Origin of the sequence: Pseudomonas sp. NPDC089406, assembly GCF_044900265.1 — a bacterium.
Classification (GTDB): domain Bacteria; phylum Pseudomonadota; class Gammaproteobacteria; order Pseudomonadales; family Pseudomonadaceae; genus Aquipseudomonas; species Aquipseudomonas fakonensis.
In genome coordinates this window covers 92,361-114,059 of sequence record NZ_JBJDNC010000019.1, presented here as the reverse complement: position 1 = coordinate 114,059, position 21,699 = coordinate 92,361, and the positions used below count along the sequence as shown (strand labels likewise).

Sequence of the window (21,699 nt, the reverse complement as noted above, 5' to 3'; positions counted from 1 at the left end):
CTTGCCGGCGATGGGCTGCATGGCAGCCCCGAAATTGGCGCCTCCAGCACAGACCAGCAAGAAGCGTTCCGTGCTGCTGAATGGATTCTACTCTACACGAACTGCGCTGCGGCGTTGGCCGAAGCCCACGCCCACTGGAAGTTGAACCCCCCCAGGTGGCCGCTCACATCCAGCACTTCGCCGATGAAGTACAGCCCTGGGCTTTTCAGCGATTCCATGGTCTTGGACGACACTTCGCGGGTGTCCACGCCGCCCAGGGTGACCTCGGCGGTGCGGTAGCCCTCGGTGCCGGCCGGCACCACCTGCCAGGCCGCCAGTGTTTCAGCTATCTGCACAAGCTCTGCCGGTGTGTACTGCTTGAGCGGTTTCGACACGAACCACTGCTCGGCCAGCAGGTTGGCCAGCTTGCGGGTGAACACCTCGCCCAGCACGGTCTTAAGCTCGGTGTTGGGGCGCTCGACCTGCTGGCCTTGCAGCCACTCCAGCGCAACACGGTCGGGCAAAAGGTTGATCTCGACCGTGTCACCGGCCTCCCAGAACGACGAGATCTGCAGAATCGCCGGGCCGCTGAGACCGCGATGGGTGAACAGCAGGTTCTCGCGAAAACTCACCCCGTTGCAGCTGGCCACGCAGTCCAGCGAGGTGCCGGACAGCTCGGTGCACAGTGCCTTGAGCTGGGGCTCGGTGATGGTGAATGGCACCAGCCCCGCGCGGGTCGGCAGCAGCTCGTGACCGAACTGGCGGGCTACCTGGTAGCCAAAGCCGGTGGCGCCCAGGGTCGGGATCGACAGGCCGCCGGTGGCGATCACCAGCGACTGGCAGGCGAACGGGCCGGCGCTGGTCTGCAGCACGTAGCCGGCGTCGGTCTTTTCGATCTGCTCGATGCTGGTGTTCATGCGCAGCTCGGCGCCGGCCTGGTCGCACTCGGCCAGCAGCATGTCGAGGATGTCGCTGGCCTTGTTGTCGCAGAACAGCTGGCCGAGCTTCTTCTCGTGGTACGGCACGCCGTGCTTGCACACAAGCTCGATGAAGTCCCACTGGGTGTAGCGGGCCAGCGCCGACTTGCAGAAGTGCGGGTTGTGCGACAGGAAGTTGGCAGGCTCGGTGTACAGGTTGGTGAAATTGCAGCGCCCGCCGCCGGACATGAGGATCTTCTTGCCCGGTTTGTTGGCGTGGTCGAGCAGCAGCACCCGACGGCCACGCTTGGCGGTGAGCTGGGCGCACATCAGGCCGGCGGCGCCGGCGCCGAGGATGATCACGTCGGTGGAGTGCACGGTTGGAACCTTTGGCGAAGTAGGAGGTGCGTAGGAGCGGGCTTGCCCCGCGATGGCGTCAGCAGGGGCAATGTCATTGCCTGATCTGGCCTCATCGCGGGGCAAGCCCGCTCCCACGGTATGGTCAACTGGTTAAACGATGCGGACTTTCAGGGCGCGGCCCTTGATCTTGCCGCTGTTCAGCCGCTGCATGGCCTGCTTGGCCACCGCGCGCTCCACGGCGACGAACGCCACGAAGTCGAAGATCGCGATCTTGCCCACCTGCTTGCCCGGCAGCCCCGCATCGCCAGTCAGCGCGCCGAGGATGTCGCCCGGGCGCAGCTTGTCCTTGCGCCCGGCGCCGATGCACAGGGTGGTCATCGGTGGCAGAAGCGGCTCGCCGCCCTTGCTCTTGAGGTTGTCCAGCTGTTCCCAGCGCAGCGGCTGCTTTTGCAGGTCTTCGATGGCCTGGGCGCGGTGGCCCTCGGCCGGGGCCACCAGGCTAATCGCCGTGCCCTTTTCGCCGGCACGGCCGGTGCGGCCCACGCGGTGCACGTGGATCTCAGCGTCACGGGCCAGCTCGACGTTGATCACCAGGTCCAGGCCGTCGATGTCCAGGCCGCGGGCGGCCACGTCGGTGGCCACCAGCACCGAGCTGCTGCGGTTGGCGAACATGGTCAGCACCTGGTCGCGGTCGCGCTGCTCCAGGTCGCCGTGCAGGGCCTGGGCATGGATGCCCTTGGCGGTCAGGTGGGTCACCAGGTCTTCGCACTGCTGCTTGGTGAAGCAGAACGCCACGCAGGACTGCGGGCGGAAGTGGCCGAGCACGCGGGTGACCGCCTCCAGGCGCTGCTGCGGGTCGATTTCGATGAAGCGCTGTTCGATCTGGTTGTCGCTGTGCAGCGCCTCGACCTTCACCTGCTGCGGCTGGCGCATGAAGTCCTTGGCCAGTTGCTCGATGCCGGCCGGGTAGGTGGCCGAGAACAGCAGGGTCTGGCGGCGCGACGGGGTCTTGCCGATGATCGCGGCGATGGCGTCGAAGAAGCCCATGTCGAGCATGCGGTCGGCTTCGTCCAGCACCAGGGTGTTGAGGCCGTCAAGGCGCAGGGTGCCTTTGTCCAGGTGCTGCTGGATGCGCCCCGGGGTGCCGACGATGATGTGCGCGCCGTGCTCCAGCGAGGCGATTTGCGGGCCCAGCGACACGCCACCGCAGAGGGTGAGGATCTTGATGTTGTCCTCGGCGCGGGCCAGGCGGCGCAGCTCCTTAGCCACCTGATCGGCCAGCTCGCGGGTGGGGCACAGCACCAGGGCCTGGCAGCCGAAGTAGCGCGGGTTGATCGGGTTGAGCAGGCCGATGCCGAAGGCGGCGGTCTTGCCGCTGCCGGTCTTGGCCTGGGCGATCAGGTCCTGGCCTTTGAGGATGACCGGCAGGCTCTGGGCCTGGATCGGCGTCATCGAGGCGTAGCCCAGCGCGTCCAGGTTGGCCAGCATGGCGTTGGACAGCGGAAGGGTGGCAAAGGCGGTGGTTTCGAGGGTCACGAGGCGGGCCTGCTGCAATGCAAAAATGCCGCACAGTCTACCAGCCTCGTGGCCATTCGCCCTACGACTCGACGTGATGTTCCGGACGACGGGCGCGCCTTCCGTCCGTCGGCGACAGCTGCAGGAAGATCGCCGCTGCCAGCATGGCCATCAGGCCAATGGTGACGAAGGTCAGCTGGAACGCCCCCAGGGTGGTTTCCACGCCATCGGCGCTGCCGGCGGCGGTGAAGCCGCCCAGCAGCGCACCGGCGCAGGCTACGCCCAGGCTCAGCGACAGCTGCGCCACCACCGACAGCAGGCTGTTGCCGCTGCTGGCGCTGGCGTCGTCCAGGTCGATCAGGGTCACCGTGTTCATCGCCGTGAACTGCATCGAGTTCACCGCGCCCAGCAACGCCAACTGCACCAGCAACAGGGCGTAGGGCGTCTGCTCGGTCACCAGCCCCAGGCTTGCCAGCAATAGGCCCAGCAGCAGGGTGTTGCCGGTGAGCACGATGCGGTAGCCCAGGCGCTCGATCAGCGGCCGCGCCACCGACTTGGCGACCATCGCCGCCGCCGCCAGGGGGATCATGCTCATGCCGGCCTGGGCCGGCGAGTAGCCCAGCGCTACCTGCAGCAGCAACGGCACCAGAAAGGGCAGGGCGCCGCTGCCCAGGCGGGCGAACAGGTTGCCGAGGATGCCGATGGCGAAGGTGCGTACGCGGAACAGCGACGGCGAGAACAGCGGCTCCGGGTCGTGCCCGGCGCGCAGCCAGTAGGCCGCGAGGCACGCCATGCCGGCGAACAGCAGCAACATCACCCGTAGGTGCGGCAGGTGCAGCTCGCCCAGGCCCTCCATGGCGATGGTGATCAGCACCATCGCTGCGCCGAACAGCAAGAAGCCCGGGGTATCGAAGCGGGTGCGCTCGGCGCCGCGCAGGTCGGGGATGAACTTCCACACCGCGTAGCAGCCCAGTGCGCCCACCGGCAGGTTGAGCAAAAAGATCCAGTGCCAGCTCAGTATCTCCACCAACCAGCCGCCGAGGGTCGGGCCGAGCAGCGGGCCGAGCAGGCCGGGGATGGTGATGAAGCTCATGATGCGCACCAGTTCGGTGCGCGGGTAGGCGCGCAGCACCACCAGCCGCCCCACCGGCAGCATCAACGCGCCGCCCAGGCCCTGGACGATGCGGGCGAAAATCAGAAAGCCCAGGCTGTTGGCCATGGCGCACAGCAGCGAGCCAAAGCTGAACAGCAAGATGGCGCCGAAGAAGATGCGCTTGGTGCCGAAGCGGTCGGCGATCCAGCCCGAGGCCGGGATCAGCAGGGCCACGGTGAGCATGTAGGCGATGATCACGCCCTGCATACGCAGCGGGTCTTCGGCCAGCGAGCGGGCCATGGCCGGCAGCGCGGTGTTGAGGATGGTGCCGTCCAGCGACTGCATGAAGAAGGCGATGGCCACCACCCAGGGCAGCCAGCGGGCGGTAACGGGGTCCAGCGGGGCGCGGTCGGGCATGGGGTCCTCGGAGCGGGTGGGCGACTGTCCCTTTGCAAGGTGTTGGCGGTGCGTGAGCGTTGCCTCGGGTTGCCGGCGCGTCTACCGTGGGCGCCTGGCGGTGGTTATGGAGAACACATCATGCCTTTTTTGACACGCCTGCGCAGGCTGTTCCGGCCTGAGCCGCAGGAGCAGGTGCTCGGTTATTCCATCGAGCAATTGAAGACCCAGTTCGGCGGTAAGGCGAGCCCGGATGTGCCGACTCCGTGCTCAGGGTTCACCCTGGACCTGATGGAAAGGGGTGTTGGCGCCCGGTATTGGCAGATGCTGCTGGATGCCAGCGATGGCGCGCGCTTTTGGAGCCTGATCGACCAAGGGTTCGAACAGGACGGGGATGGGTATCGCGGCCGTGAGGGCGGCAAGCGCCTGCTGCTCAAGGTTTCGGACCGGGAGTTCAACGCGCTGACTGTGCGCCTGGTTACCGACAGTGAGGCGCTGCTGGTGGCGCTGAACGAGGCAGGGTTCGCGCCGCCGCCGCCCTGGGTGGCGTTCCCTGAATTTGAGGTGCGGTGGTGGGGTGGCAACCTGCAGGGCGGCCAGGCGTACTACGAGGATCTGTATCTGGAGCCGTGGTTCAAGGCGCAGGGTGCTGAGGGGCGCAAGGCTTGGTTTGACCGGTTTGAGGCCAGTGAGGCGTGGCGCCAGCAGCTGGAAGAGCGGTATCAGCCTGATTGAGGGTGGCCTGTGCTGGCCCTATCGCCGGCAAGCCGGCTCCTACAGGGGGGGCGCGTTTCTGTAGGAGCCGGCTTGCCGGCGATAGGGCCAGACCTGCCAATCACAAGGTCAGGGTCAACCCCTTGACCAGCGCCCCCGGCAGGTGGCTCGACCCGGTACTGCGCTGCCCGTAGGTGCTGGTGGACAGGATCATCTCGCGCTCGCAGGTCAGCGCCTCCAGCTGGCTGCCCAGCAGGTTGTACAAGCTGTCATCGAAACGCATGGTGCTCACCGGCCCCTGGATCTGGCCGTTCTCCACCCAGAAGGTGGCGAAGCGGGTCAGGCCGGTCATGCGGGCCGCCGGCAGGTCGGAGTAGTTCAGGTACCACAGGTTGCTGATGTACAGGCCGGTGCCCAGGCGTTCGAGAATGTCCGCCGTGGGCAGGTCGCCCGGTGCCAGGCTCAGCGCGCAGGGGGCCTCGTAGCTGTCGGCGCCGTTGGCGGCCAGGGCGAACTCGGCGGCGCTGCGGGCGCTGACCAGCCGCTGCTGCGCCTGGCCTTCGGCGACCAGGCGCAGGTCGCGGCGCGGCGAGCCTTCGTCGGAAAACGCCGGGCTCAGCGAACCTGTCACCTGCTCGTCGAACGACACCAGCGGGCTCAGCCGCGCATCGCCGTTGTACAGGCGCTGCAACGGGCTGTTGCCGGTGGCCAGGGCCTGGGCCGAAAAGCCGCCCCAGCCGAGCATGCCGGCGATCTCGTCCATGGCCGCTGGCGCCAGGTAAGCGCGGTAGCTGCCGGGCTTGAGGGTGATGGCCGGGCGGCCGAGGTGCTGCAGCTGTTCACGGGCTTGGCGCAGGCGTGCGCTGAACGCCTCACCGCTCCAGGCCTGGCCTGCGTAGTTGGCTTTGACGGCCTGGCCGTTGGCGTGGAACAGGCTCCAGTCGAAGTTGAAACTGTTGGCCTGATGCCAGCCGAAGGCCCCGAATGAGCTGGCAAAGCCCCGGCACACAGGGCCTGCGGCGTAGATGCCGACCAGGTCCAGATCACCGGCCTCGCACTCGACCAGGGCCAGCACGTCGTCCAGCTCAGGCAGTGCCTGCTCCTGGAGGCTGTGGCTGTGCCAGGCGCTTTGGTCCAGGCTCAGGTATGGGTCGAGCGCCAGCAGCGGCAAGGTTTGGCGCAGTTGCGCAAGCGCCGCGTGCAGGCGCTGGCGGTCCAGCTCTGCGTCATCCCCCAGGGTGATCTGCTGCTCGGCCTGGCGGCCGTCGCTGACCAGGCGCAGTTGCACGCTGGCCTGGCTGACCAGCCCGGCCTGGCGCACCTTGGCGTGGTTCAGGCGCACGAACTGCGACTGCTCGGCGCTGTAGCCGAGGGTGAACTGCTCGCCCGGCTGCAGCGCTGTACGCAGGGCGCCGAGCAGCTCTTCGAAACGTTGTTGATAAGCGCTCATCAGGCGTCCCCTCCGAATACGTCGATCTGGCGGAACACGCAGGCCGGCGAGGCATGGCCGACCCGCACCACCTGGTTGGGTTCGCCCTTGCCGCAGTTGGGTGTGCCGAGCACCTGGAAGGTGCTGCGGTCGCCCACCGCCGACAGGTTGCGCCAGAAGTCGGCGGAGATGCCGCGGTAATTGGGGTTCTTCACCACGCCTTTGAGCTCGCCGTTTTCGATCAGCTGGCCCCATTCGCAGCCGAACTGGAACTTGTTGCGCGCATCATCAATCGACCAGGAGCGGTTGGTGCGCATCAGGATGCCGTGCTCGATGCCGCCGATCAGTTGTTCGAGCGACTGGTCACCCGGCTCGATGTTGAGGTTGGCCATGCGGTCGATGGGCGCGCGGTTCCAGCCGCAGGCGCGGCTGTTGGCCACCCCGTCCAGGCCCGAGCGCAGCTGCGACAGCGCACCGCCCAGCGGGCGCAGCAGGCGGCCTTCGCGAATCAAGTACTGCTTGCTGGCCGGGGTGCCGTCGTCGTCGAAGCTGTAGCTGGCCAGTTCTTCGCTGATGCCCGGGTCGAAGGTCACGTTGAGCAGGTTCGAGCCGTATTGCAGGTGGCCGAAGTCGCTGGCTTTGACGAAGCTGGTGCCGGCGTAGTTGCGCTCATCGCCCAATATGCGGTCCATCTCCAGCGGGTGGCCGATGGATTCGTGGATCTGCAGCATCATCTGGTCGGGCATCAGCAACAGATCGCGCACGCCGCTGGGGGTGTTGGGCGCCAGCAACAGTTGCAGGGCCTCGTCGGCCACGCGGCGGGCGGCGCCCACCAGGCCGCAGCGCTCGATCACCTCGAAGCCGCCCTGCTGGCCGAAGTTCTCCCGGCCCAAGGTGCGGCTCTGGCTGTCCTGACCGTCGCTGGCGGTGACGCCCAGGCCCGGGAAGACGAAGCGCTGGGCGTGGCGCAGCTCGGCGCCGGCGCTGTTCAGGTAGGTCTGCTCGACCTGGGTGATGCCCAGGCTCGCCTGCCAGTCCACCAGGCGGCTGTCCTTGGGCACGCTGGCCGATTCGCCAGCCAGCAGCGCCAGGCAGTCGGCCAGGTTTGGCAGCGGCTGGTCGAGGTTGGGCGAGAGGTGGTCGTGGCGCTGGCTGGGTGCCGGCTGGCCGCTCAAGTCGAGCAGGCTGTGGGGGCTGATGCGCCGGGCCAGGGCTTCGGCTTGCTCCAGGGCGCGCTGCAGGCCGGCTTGCGACAGGTCGGCGGTGGCCGCGTAGGCCTCGACGCCGTTCACCCGCACGCTGAGCATGGCGCCTTCGTCCTGGCTGAAGTGCGGCGGCTCGGCGACGTTGCGCCGAACCGACAGTGACTGGTGCGACTGCTTCACATGGCGAAGCGAGAACAGTTCGGCCGTGCTGCGCAGCGCGGCGAAGCGCTGGCGCAACAAGGCGCTGGAATCGAACATGCGGGGATCTCCGTTTTACGGTGGCTTCCCCTAGGCTTTATACGAAAAGTGCCTGCGCGTCGATCAGGCAAGGCGACTTTTCGAACAACGCCTAGAACCACCCCTCTTGCATCTTTAGGCACGTCGCGTCGCGGGCCTCGAGCAATGCGAGGTCATGATGGCAGGGCGGTACTTCCCAGGTCAGGAAATAACGCGCCGCCTGCAGCTTGCCCAGGTAGAAGTCGCGATCGTGCCCTTTCAGCAGCCCGACCTCGGCGTGGATGGCCTGCTCCAGCCAGCGCCAGCCGATCACGCAGTGGCCGAAGGCTTTCAGGTACAGCGCCGAGTTGGCCAGGGCACCGGCGACCTTGCCCTGGGCCAGGTCGCCGAGCAGGGCCAAGGTGACTGCTTGCAGGCGGTTGACCAGTTGTTCCAGCGGCTGGCGCAGCGGGTCGAGGTTGGGGTGGTGGCTGGCGCGCTCGCAGGTGCCGGCGATCAGGCGGATCAACTGCTTGAGCCCGGCGCCGTTGTTCTGCGCAAGCTTGCGCCCCAGCAGGTCGAGGGACTGGATGCCCTCGGTGCCTTCGTGGATGGGGTTCAGGCGGTTGTCGCGGTAGTACTGCTCCACCGGGTATTCGCGGGTGTAGCCGTGGCCGCCAAGAATCTGGATTGCCAGCTCGTTGGCCTTCAGGCAATACGCCGAGGGCCAGGACTTGACGATCGGGGTCAGCAGGTCGAGCAGTTGCTGGGCCTGGTTACGGGCGGCTTCGTCCGCGCCGGTGTGGGTGTCGTCGAACAGCCGGGCGGCGTACAGGCCCAGGTCGAACGCGCCTTCAACGTAGGCCTTCTGCGCCAGCAGCATGCGCTTCACATCGCTGTGCTCGATGATCGGCACCGCCGAGCTGTGCGGGTCCTTGTTGTCCGGCAGGCGGCCCTGCGGGCGCTGGCGGGCGTACTCCAGCGAATACAGGTAGCCGGCGTAGCCAAGCATCACCGCGCCCATGCCCACGCCGATGCGCGCCTCGTTCATCATCTGGAACATGTAGGCCAGGCCCTGGTGCGGCTGGCCCACCAGGTAGCCCACGCACTGGCCGTTGTCGCCGAAGTTCAGCGCGGTGGAGGTGGTGCCGCGCCAGCCCATCTTGTGGAACAGCCCGGCCAGTAGCACGTCGTTGCGCGGGCCGCGGCTGCCGTCGGCGTTGACCAGGTACTTGGGCACGATGAACAGCGAGATGCCTTTCACCCCGGCCGGCGCGCCCGGCAGCTTGGCCAGGACCATGTGCACGATGTTTTCGGACAGCTCGTGGTCGCCGCCGGAGATGAAGATCTTGTTGCCCTTGAGCCGGTAACTGCCATCGCCGGCAGGCTCGGCGCGGGTGCGAATGTCGGCAAGCGAGGAGCCGGCGTGGGGCTCGGTGAGGGCCATGGTGCCGAAGTAGCGGCCTTCGATCATCGGTTGCAGGTACAGGCGCTTTTGCTCGTCGGTGCCGAAGCTTTCGATCAGGTTGGCCGCGCCCATGGTCAGGAACGGGTAGGCCGTGGTGCCGGCGTTGGCCGCCTGGAAGTGGGCGAAGCAGGCTTGCGAGACCAGGCTAGGCAGCTGCATGCCGCCCACTTCGAAGTCGCGGTTGGCGTTGAGAAAGCCTGCTTCGAGGAAGGCATCCACGGCCGGTTTCACCTCCGGGATCAGCTCGGCGCGGCCGTCCACGTAGCGCGGCTCGTGTTCATCGCCCTTGCGGTTGTGCGGGGCGAAGTACTTTTCGGCGATGGTGCGGGCGGTGGTCAGCGCGGCGTCGAAGGTCTCGCGGCTGTGCTCGGCGAAGCGCGGGCGCTGGGTGAGGGCTTCGGCGTCGAGCACTTCGTAGAGCTCGAAGGCCAGGTTGCGGGGGCTGAGCAGGGTCTCGGGCATGGTGGCGGTCCTGGAACATTTGCCTCGGAGTCTAGCGAGGCGCAATACGCCTGAAGAGTTCCATCAGGCGCATTGATAATGGCCAAGAACGCAGGGTAATCAGACCGAATCGATACCTTCTGCATTCGGAATTTTCCGCGTGCGTACTCCGCTTCGACGCTGAGTCATTGCGAGCCGTTCGGCGAAGAGGTCGTGAAAGACCTTGTAGGTCGGGCACTCAGCCGGACGGGTGCTGTAATACGTCGTTTTGCCCACCAGGCCGCAAATCCAGTCAGCGCATTGGATGGTCTGGTACAGGTGGCTCTCCACTTGAATGGGAGGCTCAATCAGCGTCATGCGTCGTTCTTCACCAAACATCGAAAACGAGGCTTGCTTGACGAGTTCGAGGCGCATGCTGTTGCCGTTTTCCTTCTTGTGGTTCATGTCGTCCTGCTGATCGAGCACGATCATGAAGTGGCTTTTTCTTGTCACCATTTCGTCGTTCAAGCGTTTGATCGCTTCGCGCAGGACGATCTTGTACAGGCCTTTGGCATTCGAGTTGCCCGGTGATTTGTCTTTCTCGATACCGACATAGAAGAAAAACCCGCCCAGCAAGCGGACCTTGGTGAGGATTCGGTTCACCGCGTCGATTTTGTATCGCCGGGCGCGGCTTTGGCCGTTGAACTGGCTGGCCTTGAAGAATGTGGACGCTTTCTCCTCGAATGCTGCGGGGTGCGTGCCGGTTTTCTCGATCTTTGCACCCAGCACGTTCTTTTTCAGATTGAAGAAGAACGCGGAAAACTCGCGGACTTTTGTAGCAGGGAGCACCAGCCCCGCGAGGCCAAAGAGTGGATGGGTGTGGAACGAAGGGTCTTCTTTTGAGACAAACGGGCCAATGTGGCCAAACTCATCAAGGTAAGCGACGTACATGTCATATCTCCATAAACACGAAAGCCCGGCACACTAGGTGTGCCGGGCCTCGGAGACGGAGCGACCTTGGTCGCGTCCTGAGCGGAATTATGCACCCGGAGGAGGGTGAGTCAAGCCATCAGGCGGGAAGAGATGTTTCCGCATTTTGAGCTGCCTAGATTTTGGAATCACCAGGCAAGCTGGCCTTGGCATGAGCAGGTGTGGCGCAGGGTTTATGCTTTCCCGAGCGCGCTTGGCGAACGTTTGGGTCATTACGATTTGTGTGCAATTTTTAAGCTTTTCCCTATTGCTTGTAGTCCATTTCCCAAACATGCTCCCAGCCCCTTTCAAGCCATTGCGGTGTGCTGGGTTGGCCCCTAGTCTCGGGCGGTCGTTGCGAAACAGCGACCGGCTTTGACAGGCCGACTATCAAGAGTACGCTCAACGGCTTTGCCTTTATGGCGGCTGTATGTGGGGCACCTTCGTGGTGCGCCGGGGTTTGCTCTTGCTGACCGGTCTGTCAACCCACATGCAGCTGCCACCTTCTTGTTTGACAGCAACGGGTGGTGGTCCCACTTGATCAGCAAGAGGTAGCTATGTTGAAGATTGTCCCCGACCCACCCCTTCATCCCCATTCCCTCGAAGACACCCTGGTTCAGGCCTCGGAGTACGTCCTGTGCGCCCTGACCGTGGCCCATCAGGCCGTAATGCACAAACCCCGAACACCGGCCACGGTGCTGATGATGGCGTCCATGCATGAAATGGAGTCGCTGCAAGCGTTGCTTGAACTGGCGTTGGCTCAGGTGCAGATGCCGCAGCAGGCGCGGGTGATGCACTAGGCCGCAAGGCTTGCGTTGCCTGGGCTGGCCCTATCGCGGCAAGCCGGCTCCTACAGGGGAGCGCGATCACCTGTAGGCGCCGGCTTGCCGGCGATAGAGCCCTGACAGGCGCTGAAATTTTCAGGGGAAACGAATAATGATCACCGAACACCAAACCACCGTCGGCAAAACCTGCTTCTACCAAGGCGAAGGCCACACCCAACCGTTGTTCCGCATCGAACCCGGCATCCCGTGCCGGCAGGCCCGCGAGCAGGCCTCGGAGCTGATGGGCTGCGTGCGCGACCTGACCCTCAGCGGCGTGATGGACGAGAACCCGCAACTGGTCTGGGCCTCGCACTACCTCAGCGGGCTGGCCAAGGCGCTGATGGATGATGCCGAACTGGGGATGAAGGGCTGAAGGCCCCATCGCCGGCAAGCCGGCTCCTACAGCGGAGCGTGATCACCTGTAGCCGGCTTGCCGGCGATGCGCCGCGCGGGCGGCGCTCAATCTCACAGGCGCCGAAATACACTTGCCGCACACCTATCACCCTCTTTGAATATCTCAGCTGGGGAACCAGTAAGAGCGTGTTGGTGGATGAATGCCAAACGAAAGAAATATCAAAGCCAAATGCTTGATTTCGTATTGATGTTCAGTAGAGAAAATTCCTACCTAGGAATGGGAAGTGGCCGACAATCCTGTATTGAGGTAATTGCGATTCACTAGAGCTTTCCAACGTTTTTGGAGAGCACCATGCGACTCATACCCTGCAGGGACGTAGCTCGTTACCCGTATTACCTATTCGAGACGCCTTTTTTTGCACTTTCACATGTCGAACGTGCCTTGGTTAATCCGTTTTGGCTGCCTGGGTTGATAGACCTGATTCGTGATTGTGGGTTCTATACCAATCAGTGCCTGGAACCAATGCCAAAAAAGATAATCCTTTCAAGGGTCGAGAAGGAAGATTGGCTCCTTGCTTGCGCTGATCCATTTGTTCCTTTCAAACCGGCCAATTACGATTTTTGGAGCGGTGCTTGGTACCGCGGGTATGAGAGTTCAAACGAGTCGGTAGGCCGCCAGGTAGAACGTGTTGCCCTTAAGGTTGAGCCGGCAGTCTCTGCAACGAGCGGGCCGGGTAAATGGAAAATAACCTCTATACGTGTTAACAGGCTTGCTTCGAGTGCTGCCTTCGTAGCTAATTTTTTGGTTTCAAGAGGGGAGGAGGGACGAGCTTTCTTGTCGTCCAAAAAAGATTATGCGAATACGACGAGAACGGTCACTCAGGCGTGGGTGCCGCTTGGCAAAAACGAACTAAATTTTGCGCCTTCTTCGGCAAACCATAAATATGGGCAGGAGCGTATAGTCACGCAAATTTTTGTAGAGGCGGATGATGCCTGGGACGTGTCCGGGTCCTCATGGCATTGGCGACCGGTTATTAAAAACGAAGAGTACGAGTTTAACGACAAATGACCTGCAAAATGGATTTGATAACGTCAGTGCGGTGGATCGGTTTTTTTTGGGGGGCGATGGATGCTTTTTATATCTTCTTCGTGATATTCAGTAGCCTGAAAAGAGGCGTTGCGCCCTTTTTCAGTGATTTCACTGCCGCCCTTGCAAATATGGACCAGTGGGGGGGAGGGCTTGAGTTTATAGTGTGGATGGGGCTGGTCACTCAGTTATCCCTTGTGGCCAGTAGCGTATTGCTTTGCTTGGGGAGCGCGTGCGCAGTCTACGTGGCTGGCATTCAAACGCCTTTTCGAATTTTGTTCATAGTTCCATCGTTTTCCTTGATTTTGCTATTGCCTGATACCAGTACAGCAGTATGGTTGAGCCTGATCGTTGCTTCAGAGGTGGCTAAAGTCTGGAGTCTTTGGTGGCTCTGGAAAAACCGTGACTGATGTACTTGGCTGCAAGTCATGTGTTGCTTGGGCTTGCCGGCGATGTACCGCGGGGAAACGGAGGCAACAAATGGGTGAAGCAACAGCGCACAAATTCGTGTGGTGGGGGTGGGGGCTACTGGATGCACTTTTCATGGTCAACTACGTATTAAAAAGTTTATTGGCTCAGCGTGTGCCCTTCTACTCAGATGCGCTGAACGCGATAAAACTGATCGATGATCATGGCAGCTATGCAATATTTCTGGTCGCGCTCGGTTGGGGGGTCCAACTGTCCATTATCGCCAGCTGTATTTTATTGTTGCGTCGAAATGAGTGGGCGCGGCGGTTGGTCTGGGCGCAGTTGCCGCTCAGATTGTTCCTGTTCGCGCCCTCGGCTACTGTCCTGTTCGTATACAGTGGTATTTACTCCGCCTCCGGCTCGATGATGCTGATTGCACTGGTAGTGGTGTCCGAACTGGCCAAGGGCTGGAGCCTTTGGTTTTTCAGAGAGGCTAGGTAAATTCCTCCGGTTTTCCCTATTGTTTGACAGCTGGCGGTGGCAGTCCTTCTCTACTGTCCAGCAATTCACGTTTCAGAGCTTTTTGTTCTCGGCGTATCGCTGTCAGTAAAACAGTGACGGTCAAATGCAAGGGAATTTTCCTACGCTGATTGAGTGGATTTACTACTTCACTGTAGTACCGGTCTGGCGGCTTGTTCAGACCCGGGTAGGCTGCACTTTTCAGTCGAAATGTATTGAATGGCACTTGAGAAATGTTTATTGAGTAAGATAGATGCCAGATGAAAACACCACCCATAACATACGCACTCCTGCGTATTTCGTAGTTTCTCCATGGAAGCTGGCTTTGATGAGCTTCTTCACTCTGGGCTTATATTGGTGGTTTTGCTTTCATCGCCACTGGGTCCATCAGCGCCGCGCAACAGGCGATCGAATCTGGCCGTTGGCCAGGGCGCTCCTCCTCATTTTTTATCTCTATCCATTGCTCAGGCGGCTTGATCGAGATCTGGTTCGCGAAGGTCTGGGTAGGCGTTGGTTTCCAGCAGCATTGTTCCTGCCCTATTTGGCCGTGTTTATATGCCAGATCTACTCAGGGCTAGTGGTTGAGGTCATTGATCCAGTTTGGTTTCTACCCTTTGTGATTGTGGCCAATGCAGTGATGATAGGGGTGGAGGTCAAACTTCAACTCGCTGCCAATCTGCTCGCAGGTGACCCACAGGGTACTCAGAATTCCCGTTTAACCTGGGCGAATTGGATCTGGATGACACCCGGCCTGTTCCTGTGGGGTGTTATCGTCCTGTCCGTGGCTGCTTCCCTCATGCTGAGATTGCTGCTGGTAGTCATCAGCTGGATTCAGTAGCCGGGAGCGCTGAGGTTGCCCACTTGAGGCCGGTTCATCGCCCATAAAAAAGGAGAGCCGAAGCTCTCCTTTTCATTCACCCCGTCACCATCAACCGATGGTCATCAAGCTGGCGTTACCACCCGCCGCGGCGGTGTTCACACTTACCGCCCGCTCGATCACCAGCCGCTCCAGGGCAATCTGGTAATCGCCACTGGACAGCCCGTTGACCCCGACGATAGCCCCGGCACGCTTGGCCACCTGCTCGCAGATGCCGCGCAGCTGGTCCGAGTCGCCGTGGTGGATGACCGCGTCGAACGCCACTTCATCCTTGCTCCAGTCGGCCACCAGCTTGACCTTGGCTTGCAGCTCTTTCGGCAGGCGGCCGCGCAGGCCCTTGGCCGGCTCGCCGTCCTGGAACACCGCCGAGCTGCCCACCGCCAGCACCGCTGCCAGCTGCGCCAGCAGGTCGGCTTCGTTGTCGGCCAGGCACAGCACGTGCTCGCGTGGCAGCACGGTGTAGGTGTTGCGCTCGCCGGTAGGGCCCGGCAGCACGCGGGTGATGCCGCTCTGGGTCTGCTCGGCGAACTGCGCGCACAGGGCGGCAAGCTCGGCTTGCTGGTTGCCTTCGGCCCAGCTCTTGAGCAGGGTCAGCGGCTTGAGCTGCTGGTCGCGCAGGGCGGTGTCCACCTTCGCATCGGCGTCGGTGCGGGCGAAGTGGCGGGCGATGGCGTCGGCCGGGCGGGTCGACAGCAGGCGGTACAGGTACAGCGGGCCGCCGGCTTTCGGGCCGGTGCCGGACAGGCCTTCACCACCGAACGGCTGCACGCCGACCACGGCACCGACGATGTTGCGGTTGACGTACATGTTGCCGGCGTTGACGTTGCCCACCACCTTGGCGATGGTCTCGTCGATGCGGGTGTGCACGCCCAGGGTCAGGCCGTAGCCGCTGGCGTTGATCTGCTCGATCAACTGGTCGAGGTTCTTGCGGTTGTAGCGCACCACGTGCAGCACCGGGCCGAAGATCTCGCGCTGCAGCTCGTCGAAGCTTTCCAGCTCGATCAGGGTCGGCATCACGAAGGTGCCGCGCTTGACCTCGGCGCCATCGGCGATGGCGACTTGGTAGACGCTGCGGCCTTTGTCGCGCATGCCCTGGATGTGCTTCTCGATACCGGCCTTGGCTTCGGCGTCGATCACCGGGCCGATGTCCACCGACAGGCGCTCGGGGTTGCCCAGGCGGCTTTCAGCCATGGCGCCCTTGAGCATTTCGATCACGCGGTCGGCGGAATCTTCCTGCAGGCACAGCACGCGCAGGGCCGAGCAACGCTGGCCGGCGCTGTCGAAGGCCGAGGACACCACATCGATCACCACCTGCTCGGTCAGCGCCGAGGAGTCGACGATCATGGCGTTCTGCCCGCCAGTTTCGGCGATCAGCGGAATCGGCCGGCCCTGGTTGTCCAAGCGCCCGGCGATGTTGCGTTGCAGCAGGCGGGCAACTTCGGTGGAGCCGGTGAACATCACGCCCTTGACTCGCTCGTCACCGACCAGGCCGGCACCGACGGTTTCGCCGCGGCCCGGCAGCAGTTGCAGCACGCCCTCGGGGATGCCGGCTTCGAGCAGCAGGCGTACGGCCTGGGCGGCGATCAGCGGGGTCTGCTCGGCAGGCTTGGCCAGCACCGGGTTACCGGCAGCCAGGGCTGCGGCCACCTGGCCGGAGAAGATTGCCAGCGGGAAGTTCCACGGGCTGATGCACACCACCGGGCCCAGCGGGCGGCAGTTGTCGTTGCGCAGGTCGTTGCGCGCCTGCACCGCGTAGTAGCGCAAGAAGTCCACCGCTTCGCGCACTTCGGCGATGGCGTTGGCGTAGGTCTTGCCGGCTTCGCGCACCAGCAGGCCCATCAGCGGCTGGATTTCGGCCTCCATCAGGTCGGCGGCGCGCTCCAGAATGGCGGCGCGCTCGGCCGGCGGGGTGGCTTGCCAGATCGGTGCGGCGTTCACCGCACACTGCACGGCGTTGCTGGCGTCGGCGACGCTGGCTTCTTGCACCTGGCCGACCACGTCGCGGTGGTCGGACGGGTTGAGTACCGGCGCTGCGGCTTGCTCGCTGGTGGCGCAGGCCAGCAGCGGGGCGGCCTTCCAGTCATTGTGGGCAGTCGCCAGCAGGGCGCAGGACAGCGAAGCCAGACGGTGTTCGTTGGCCATGTCGATGCCGGCCGAGTTGGCCCGCTCGCTGCCGTACAGTTCACGCGGCATGGGGATGCGCGGGTGCGGCAGGCCGATGCCGCCTTCCTGGGTGGCCATGCGCTCGATGCTGGTGACCGGGTCGGCGACCAGCTCTTGAATGGAGATCGAGTGGTCGGCGATGCGGTTGACGAACGAGGTGTTGGCACCGTTTTCCAGCAGGCGGCGCACCAGGTAGGCCAGCAGGGTTTCGTGGGTGCCGACCGGGGCGTACACGCGGCACGGGCGGTTCAGCTTGCCTTCGGCGACCTTGCCCACCACCTGCTCGTACAGCGGCTCGCCCATGCCGTGCAGGCACTGGAACTCGTACTGGCCCGGGTAGTAGTTCTGCCCGGCGATGGTGTAGATGGCCGACAGGGTGTGGGCGTTGTGGGTGGCGAACTGCGGGTAGATGGCTTCCGGCACGGCCAGCAGCTTGCGCGCGCAGGCTATATAGGAGACGTCGGTGTAGACCTTGCGGGTGTACACCGGGTAGCCCTCCAGGCCCTCGACCTGGGCGCGCTTGATTTCGCTGTCCCAGTAGGCGCCTTTTACCAGGCGGATCATCAGGCGGTGGCGGCTGCGCTTGGCCAGGTCGATGACGTAGTCGATCACATACGGGCAGCGCTTCTGGTAGGCCTGGATGACGAAACCGATGCCGTTCCAGCCGGCCAGCGACGGCTCGAAGCACAGGCGCTCGAGCAAATCCAGCGACAGCTCCAGGCGGTCGGCTTCTTCGGCGTCGATGTTCAGGCCGATGTCGTACTGCTTGGCCAGCAGGGTGAGCGACAGCAGGCGCGGATACAGCTCGCTCATCACCCGCTCGTACTGCGCGCGGCTGTAGCGCGGGTGCAGGGCCGAGAGCTTGATCGAGATGCCCGGGCCTTCATAGATGCCACGGCCATGGGACGCCTTGCCGATGGAGTGGATCGCCTGCTCGTAGCAGGCCAGGTACTTTTGCGCATCGTGCTCGGTCAGCGCGGCTTCGCCGAGCATGTCGTAGCTGTAGCGGAAGCCCTTGGACTCGAACTTGCTGGCGTTGGCCAGGGCTTCGGCGATGGTTTCGCCGGTGACGAACTGCTCGCCCATCAGGCGCATGGCCATGTCGACGCCCTTGCGGATCATCGGCTCGCCGCTCTTGCCAATGATGCGGGTGAGCGAGGAGGTCAGGCCGGATTCGTTATGGGTGCTGACCAGCTTGCCGGTCAGCAGCAGGCCCCAGGTGGCGGCGTTGACGAACAGCGACGGGCTGTTGCCCAGGTGCGGCTGCCAGTTGCCGGTGCTGATCTTGTCGCGGATCAGCGCATCACGGGTGCCTTTGTCGGGGATGCGCAGCAGGGCTTCGGCCAGGCACATCAGCGCCACGCCTTCTTGCGAGGACAGCGAGAACTCCTGCAGCAGGCCCTGGACGATACCGGCACGGCCACCGGCGCTCTTCTGGTTGCGCAGCTTGTCTGCAAGCGATGCAGCCAGCTTGTTGGTGGCCTCGGCCTGGGCGGCCGGCAGGCGCGCCTGCTCCAGCAGCATCGGCACCACTTCCTGCTCGGGGCGCCGGTACGCGGCGGTGATCGCCGAGCGCAGCACCGACTGCGGCAGGATGCTTTCGGCGAATTCCAGGAAGCACTGGTGGGCGTGGTCGGTGGCCACCTCGCCGGCATCGTCGCCCAGCGCGGCTGCGTGACCGTTGAGGTCGTTCAGGGTGGCACCACCCTCGAGCTTCTCGAGATAGTTGAAGATCGCTTGCTTGATCAACCAGTGCGGCGTGCGGTCGATGGACTGCGCAGCGGCCTTGAGTCGCTCACGGGTAGGGTCGTCGAGTTTGACCCCAAGGGTGGTCGTCGCCATTTCTTATCCTCATTATTGCCACGGGCGTGGCCTCAGCTGAGGGCAAGATTAGCCTGTAGGACAATTCGGGTGCAACCGGGTGCAACCCGTTTTTTTCGAAGCGCAGGTGCAACTCGTCAGGAGCGCCTTTGCACAGGCTTTGTGCGGGCACTTATGGTGCGTATTATTCTGAAAAACATTACGTTTGCTCCGAAATGGAGCAAAAAAGCGGTATTTGTGTGCGGTTCACCGAATGGTGCAACTTGCAAATGAAAAGTGGTTGCGCCTGGTTCATGTTGTTGCATAGGATGCGCCGCCTGGGTGCAACCGCCGTTACGCCGTGCGGTTGCAAGAGATAAAAACAAACGCCAGGGCACACGCATGGGCAATCCAATTACGATCACCTTCGTGATCTACATCGCGGCAATGGTGCTGATCGGCTTCGCCGCCTATCGCTCCACCAAGAACCTTTCCGACTACATCCTCGGCGGTCGCAGCCTGGGCAGCGTGGTCACCGCGCTCTCTGCCGGCGCTTCCGACATGAGTGGCTGGCTGCTGATGGGCCTGCCGGGCGCCATCTACTTCGCCGGCCTGTCCGAGGCCTGGATCGCCATCGGCCTGACCGTCGGCGCCTACCTGAACTGGCTGTTCGTTGCCGGCCGCCTGCGGGTGCAGACCGAGCACAACGGCGATGCACTGACCCTGCCGGACTATTTCGCCAGCCGCTTCGAAGACAACAGCGGCCTGCTGCGGATCATCTCGGCCATCGTCATCCTGGTGTTCTTCACCATCTACTGCGCCTCGGGCATCGTCGCCGGCGCCCGCTTGTTCGAAAGCACCTTCGGCATGTCCTACGAGACCGCGCTGTGGGCCGGTGCTGCCGCGACCATCGCCTACACCTTCGTCGGTGGTTTCCTGGCGGTGAGCTGGACCGACACCGTGCAGGCCTCGCTGATGATCTTCGCGCTGATCCTGACCCCGGTGATCGTGCTGATTTCCACCGGCGGCTTCGACCAGACCTTCGCAGCCATCGAGGCGGTCAACCCGGCCAACTTCGACATGCTCAAGGGCGCCACCTTCATCAGCATCATCTCGCTGATGGGCTGGGGCCTGGGCTACTTCGGCCAGCCGCACATCCTGGCGCGATTCATGGCGGCCGACTCGGTGAAGTCGATCGCCAACGCCCGCCGCATCTCCATGACCTGGATGATCCTGTGCCTGGCCGGTACCTGCGCCGTGGGCTTCTTCGGTATCGCCTACTTCTCGGCCAACCCAGACCTCGCCGGCCCGGTTAACGAGAACCACGAGCGCGTATTCATCGAACTGGCCAAGATCCTGTTCAACCCGTGGGTTGCCGGTGTGCTGCTGTCGGCCATCCTGGCCGCAGTGATGAGCACCCTGAGCTGCCAGCTGCTGGTGTGCTCCAGTGCCCTGACCGAGGACTTCTACAAGGCCTTCCTGCGCAAGAACGCCTCGCAGGTCGAGCTGGTGTGGGTCGGGCGCATGATGGTGCTGGCCGTGGCGCTGGTGGCCATTGCCCTGGCCGCCAACCCGGATAACCGCGTGCTGGGCCTGGTGGCCTACGCCTGGGCTGGCTTCGGCGCGGCCTTCGGTCCGGTGGTGCTGCTGTCGGTACTGTGGAAGGGCATGACCCGTAACGGCGCCCTGGCCGGTATCGTGATCGGTGCGCTGACGGTGATCTTCTGGAAGCAGTTGAACACCGGCCTGTACGAAATCATCCCGGGCTTCCTGCTCGCGACTATCGCCATCGTGCTGGTGAGCAAGCTGGGCCGCCCGTCGGGCAGCATGGTTTCGCGCTTCGAAGTGGCAGACAAGGCGTATCACGCTGACAAGTAACGCCTGACAGGCCTGCTTCTGCTGCTTCGCGGGTGAACCCGCTCCCACAGGTCATGCATTGCCCTGTGGGAGCGGGTTTACCCGCGAATGCGCCACCGCCGATCGGTTGGCATACCTGACGCCGCCTGCAAGGCAAGGTAAACTTGCCGCCTTAGCAGGAGCCACCATGAACTATCGCCACGCCTTCCACGCCGGCAACCACGCCGACGTCCTCAAGCACATCGTGCTCACCCGCCTCATCGCCCTGATGTCGCGCAAGGAGCAGCCGTTCGCCTACATCGACACCCACGCAGGCCTGGGCCTTTATGACCTGCAGGGCGACCAGGCGACCCGCACCGGCGAGTACCTGGAGGGCGTAGCCCGCCTGTGGAATCGCGACGACCTGCCGGAAACCACAGCCGACTACCTGCGCATCATCAAGCGCCTGAACCCCGATGGCGAGCTGCGCTACTACCCGGGCTCGCCCGAACTTGCCCGGCGCCTGATGCGCCAGCAGGACCGCGCGCAGCTCAACGAGAAGCACCCCGAAGACGGTGCGCTGCTCAAAGAGAACATGAAGAAGGACCCGCGCGTCACCGTGCACCTGGGTGAAGGCTGGCACATCGCCCGGGCCTTGCTGCCGGTGCAGGAAAAACGCGCGATCATGCTGATCGACCCGCCGTTCGAGCAGGCCGACGAGCTCAAGCGCTGCTGCGTGGCCATGAAAGAGGCAATCAGGCGCATGCGCCAGACCGTCGCAGCCATCTGGTACCCGATCAAGGATCAGCGCTCGCTGACCCGCTTCTACCAGGACCTGACCAGCACCGGCGCGCCCAAGCTGCTGCGGGTGGAGTTGTACGTGCACCACCAGGACAGCCCGCAGGGACTGAACGGCTCGGGCCTGGCCATCGCCAACCCGCCGTGGGGCCTTGAGGACGAGCTCAAGACCCTGCTGCCGTGGCTGGCCAAAGAGCTGGCGCAGACTGCCGGAAGCTTCCGTATGGACTGGCTGATCGCCGAGTAATCCTGCGCTGAGCCCTGTAGGAGCGGCCTTGTGTCGCGAAAGGGCTGCGAAGCAGCCCCGGCATTCTTGGCCGCGAAACTGAGGGCCGGGGCCGCTTCGCGCCCC

Annotated in this window: 17 protein-coding genes; 9 read left to right on the top strand and 8 right to left on the bottom strand. The window is 63.5% G+C overall.

Features of this window, described 5'->3' with window-relative positions:
* Positions 1-92: 92 nt before the first annotated feature.
* The 3 genes from ACI2KK_RS15325 to mdtD form a co-directional block, all read right to left on the bottom strand.
* Complete coding sequence (locus ACI2KK_RS15325) at positions 93-1,274, bottom strand: NAD(P)/FAD-dependent oxidoreductase (RefSeq protein ID WP_404669530.1); 1,182 nt, start codon at positions 1,272-1,274, stop codon at positions 93-95.
* A gap of 132 nt (positions 1,275-1,406) precedes the next feature.
* Positions 1,407-2,744 carry an ATP-dependent RNA helicase DbpA gene (dbpA, locus tag ACI2KK_RS15320; RefSeq protein ID WP_404669537.1) on the bottom strand — a complete coding sequence of 446 codons (1,338 nt, stop codon included), beginning with the start codon at positions 2,742-2,744 and terminating at the stop codon, positions 1,407-1,409.
* A 109-nt stretch (positions 2,745-2,853) separates the two neighbouring features.
* Positions 2,854-4,281 carry a multidrug transporter subunit MdtD gene (gene mdtD / locus ACI2KK_RS15315; protein ID WP_404669529.1) on the bottom strand — a complete coding sequence of 476 codons (1,428 nt, stop codon included), beginning with the start codon at positions 4,279-4,281 and terminating at the stop codon, positions 2,854-2,856.
* A gap of 120 nt (positions 4,282-4,401) precedes the next feature.
* Here mdtD and ACI2KK_RS15310 point away from each other — a divergent pair, with 120 nt between their 5' ends.
* The gene (locus tag ACI2KK_RS15310; protein WP_404669528.1) at positions 4,402-4,995 is read left to right on the top strand and encodes a hypothetical protein; all 594 of its coding nucleotides are present in this window, start codon (positions 4,402-4,404) and stop codon (positions 4,993-4,995) included.
* Between the two features lie 100 nt (positions 4,996-5,095).
* Here ACI2KK_RS15310 and ACI2KK_RS15305 read toward each other — a convergent pair whose 3' ends face one another.
* From ACI2KK_RS15305 to ACI2KK_RS15290, 4 genes are all read right to left on the bottom strand, one after another.
* Positions 5,096-6,424 carry a TldD/PmbA family protein gene (locus ACI2KK_RS15305; protein ID WP_404669527.1) on the bottom strand — a complete coding sequence of 443 codons (1,329 nt, stop codon included), beginning with the start codon at positions 6,422-6,424 and terminating at the stop codon, positions 5,096-5,098.
* Positions 6,424-7,866 carry a TldD/PmbA family protein gene (locus ACI2KK_RS15300; RefSeq protein ID WP_404669526.1) on the bottom strand — a complete coding sequence of 481 codons (1,443 nt, stop codon included), beginning with the start codon at positions 7,864-7,866 and terminating at the stop codon, positions 6,424-6,426. The genes ACI2KK_RS15305 and ACI2KK_RS15300 overlap by 1 nt, the downstream gene beginning before the upstream one ends.
* 91 nt (positions 7,867-7,957) lie before the next feature.
* Entirely contained in the window at positions 7,958-9,754 is a 1,797-nt protein-coding gene (locus ACI2KK_RS15295; RefSeq protein WP_404669525.1) for an acyl-CoA dehydrogenase, read from the bottom strand.
* A gap of 99 nt (positions 9,755-9,853) precedes the next feature.
* Positions 9,854-10,663 (bottom strand): DUF3800 domain-containing protein, encoded by an 810-nt coding sequence (locus tag ACI2KK_RS15290; RefSeq protein WP_404669524.1) that lies wholly within the window; start codon positions 10,661-10,663, stop codon positions 9,854-9,856.
* 575 nt (positions 10,664-11,238) lie between these two features.
* On the opposite strand from ACI2KK_RS15290, the gene ACI2KK_RS15285 reads away from it, so the two are divergent.
* The 6 genes from ACI2KK_RS15285 to ACI2KK_RS15260 all read left to right on the top strand — a co-directional run bounded on the left by ACI2KK_RS15285 (position 11,239) and on the right by ACI2KK_RS15260 (position 14,711).
* The gene (locus ACI2KK_RS15285) at positions 11,239-11,481 is read left to right on the top strand and encodes a hypothetical protein (RefSeq protein WP_404669523.1); all 243 of its coding nucleotides are present in this window, start codon (positions 11,239-11,241) and stop codon (positions 11,479-11,481) included.
* A 136-nt stretch (positions 11,482-11,617) separates the two neighbouring features.
* A complete protein-coding gene (locus ACI2KK_RS15280) occupies positions 11,618-11,878 on the top strand; it encodes a DUF3077 domain-containing protein (RefSeq protein ID WP_404669522.1) in 261 nt (86 codons plus the stop codon).
* A gap of 333 nt (positions 11,879-12,211) precedes the next feature.
* Positions 12,212-12,928: a hypothetical protein gene (locus tag ACI2KK_RS15275; protein ID WP_404669521.1), complete on the top strand. Its 717-nt coding sequence runs from the start codon at positions 12,212-12,214 to the stop codon at positions 12,926-12,928.
* A gap of 8 nt (positions 12,929-12,936) precedes the next feature.
* Complete coding sequence (locus ACI2KK_RS15270) at positions 12,937-13,356, top strand: hypothetical protein (RefSeq protein ID WP_404669520.1); 420 nt, start codon at positions 12,937-12,939, stop codon at positions 13,354-13,356.
* Positions 13,357-13,426: 70 nt separating this feature from the next.
* Entirely contained in the window at positions 13,427-13,855 is a 429-nt protein-coding gene (locus ACI2KK_RS15265) for a hypothetical protein (RefSeq protein WP_404669519.1), read from the top strand.
* Between the two features lie 346 nt (positions 13,856-14,201).
* Positions 14,202-14,711, top strand: a complete 510-nt coding sequence (locus ACI2KK_RS15260) for a hypothetical protein (protein WP_404669518.1) — start codon at positions 14,202-14,204, stop codon at positions 14,709-14,711.
* A gap of 90 nt (positions 14,712-14,801) precedes the next feature.
* Here the strand turns inward: ACI2KK_RS15260 and putA are convergent, their stop codons facing one another.
* Complete coding sequence (gene putA, locus ACI2KK_RS15255) at positions 14,802-18,755, bottom strand: trifunctional transcriptional regulator/proline dehydrogenase/L-glutamate gamma-semialdehyde dehydrogenase (protein WP_404669517.1); 3,954 nt, start codon at positions 18,753-18,755, stop codon at positions 14,802-14,804.
* Between the two features lie 360 nt (positions 18,756-19,115).
* On the opposite strand from putA, the gene putP reads away from it, so the two are divergent.
* Positions 19,116-20,591 carry a sodium/proline symporter PutP gene (putP, locus tag ACI2KK_RS15250; protein ID WP_404669516.1) on the top strand — a complete coding sequence of 492 codons (1,476 nt, stop codon included), beginning with the start codon at positions 19,116-19,118 and terminating at the stop codon, positions 20,589-20,591.
* Between the two features lie 166 nt (positions 20,592-20,757).
* Positions 20,758-21,594 carry a 23S rRNA (adenine(2030)-N(6))-methyltransferase RlmJ gene (locus tag ACI2KK_RS15245; RefSeq protein ID WP_404669515.1) on the top strand — a complete coding sequence of 279 codons (837 nt, stop codon included), beginning with the start codon at positions 20,758-20,760 and terminating at the stop codon, positions 21,592-21,594.
* Positions 21,595-21,699: the final 105 nt, after the last annotated feature.

Bases quoted from the DNA above. Each gene is read 5' to 3' on its own strand.
- dbpA (WP_404669537.1), bottom strand. From the start codon at position 2,744: ATGCTGGCCAACCTGGACGCGCTGGGCTACGCCTCGATGACGCCGATC.
- mdtD (WP_404669529.1), bottom strand. From the start codon at position 4,281: ATGCCCGACCGCGCCCCGCTGGACCCCGTTACCGCCCGCTGGCTGCCC.
- ACI2KK_RS15310 (WP_404669528.1), top strand. From the start codon at position 4,402: ATGCCTTTTTTGACACGCCTGCGCAGGCTGTTCCGGCCTGAGCCGCAG.
- ACI2KK_RS15305 (WP_404669527.1), bottom strand. From the start codon at position 6,424: ATGAGCGCTTATCAACAACGTTTCGAAGAGCTGCTCGGCGCCCTGCGT.
- ACI2KK_RS15300 (WP_404669526.1), bottom strand. From the start codon at position 7,866: ATGTTCGATTCCAGCGCCTTGTTGCGCCAGCGCTTCGCCGCGCTGCGC.
- ACI2KK_RS15295 (WP_404669525.1), bottom strand. From the start codon at position 9,754: ATGCCCGAGACCCTGCTCAGCCCCCGCAACCTGGCCTTCGAGCTCTAC.
- ACI2KK_RS15290 (WP_404669524.1), bottom strand. From the start codon at position 10,663: ATGTACGTCGCTTACCTTGATGAGTTTGGCCACATTGGCCCGTTTGTC.
- ACI2KK_RS15285 (WP_404669523.1), top strand. From the start codon at position 11,239: ATGTTGAAGATTGTCCCCGACCCACCCCTTCATCCCCATTCCCTCGAA.
- ACI2KK_RS15280 (WP_404669522.1), top strand. From the start codon at position 11,618: ATGATCACCGAACACCAAACCACCGTCGGCAAAACCTGCTTCTACCAA.
- ACI2KK_RS15275 (WP_404669521.1), top strand. From the start codon at position 12,212: ATGCGACTCATACCCTGCAGGGACGTAGCTCGTTACCCGTATTACCTA.
- ACI2KK_RS15270 (WP_404669520.1), top strand. From the start codon at position 12,937: ATGGATTTGATAACGTCAGTGCGGTGGATCGGTTTTTTTTGGGGGGCG.
- ACI2KK_RS15265 (WP_404669519.1), top strand. From the start codon at position 13,427: ATGGGTGAAGCAACAGCGCACAAATTCGTGTGGTGGGGGTGGGGGCTA.
- ACI2KK_RS15260 (WP_404669518.1), top strand. From the start codon at position 14,202: ATGAGCTTCTTCACTCTGGGCTTATATTGGTGGTTTTGCTTTCATCGC.
- putA (WP_404669517.1), bottom strand. From the start codon at position 18,755: ATGGCGACGACCACCCTTGGGGTCAAACTCGACGACCCTACCCGTGAG.
- putP (WP_404669516.1), top strand. From the start codon at position 19,116: ATGGGCAATCCAATTACGATCACCTTCGTGATCTACATCGCGGCAATG.
- ACI2KK_RS15245 (WP_404669515.1), top strand. From the start codon at position 20,758: ATGAACTATCGCCACGCCTTCCACGCCGGCAACCACGCCGACGTCCTC.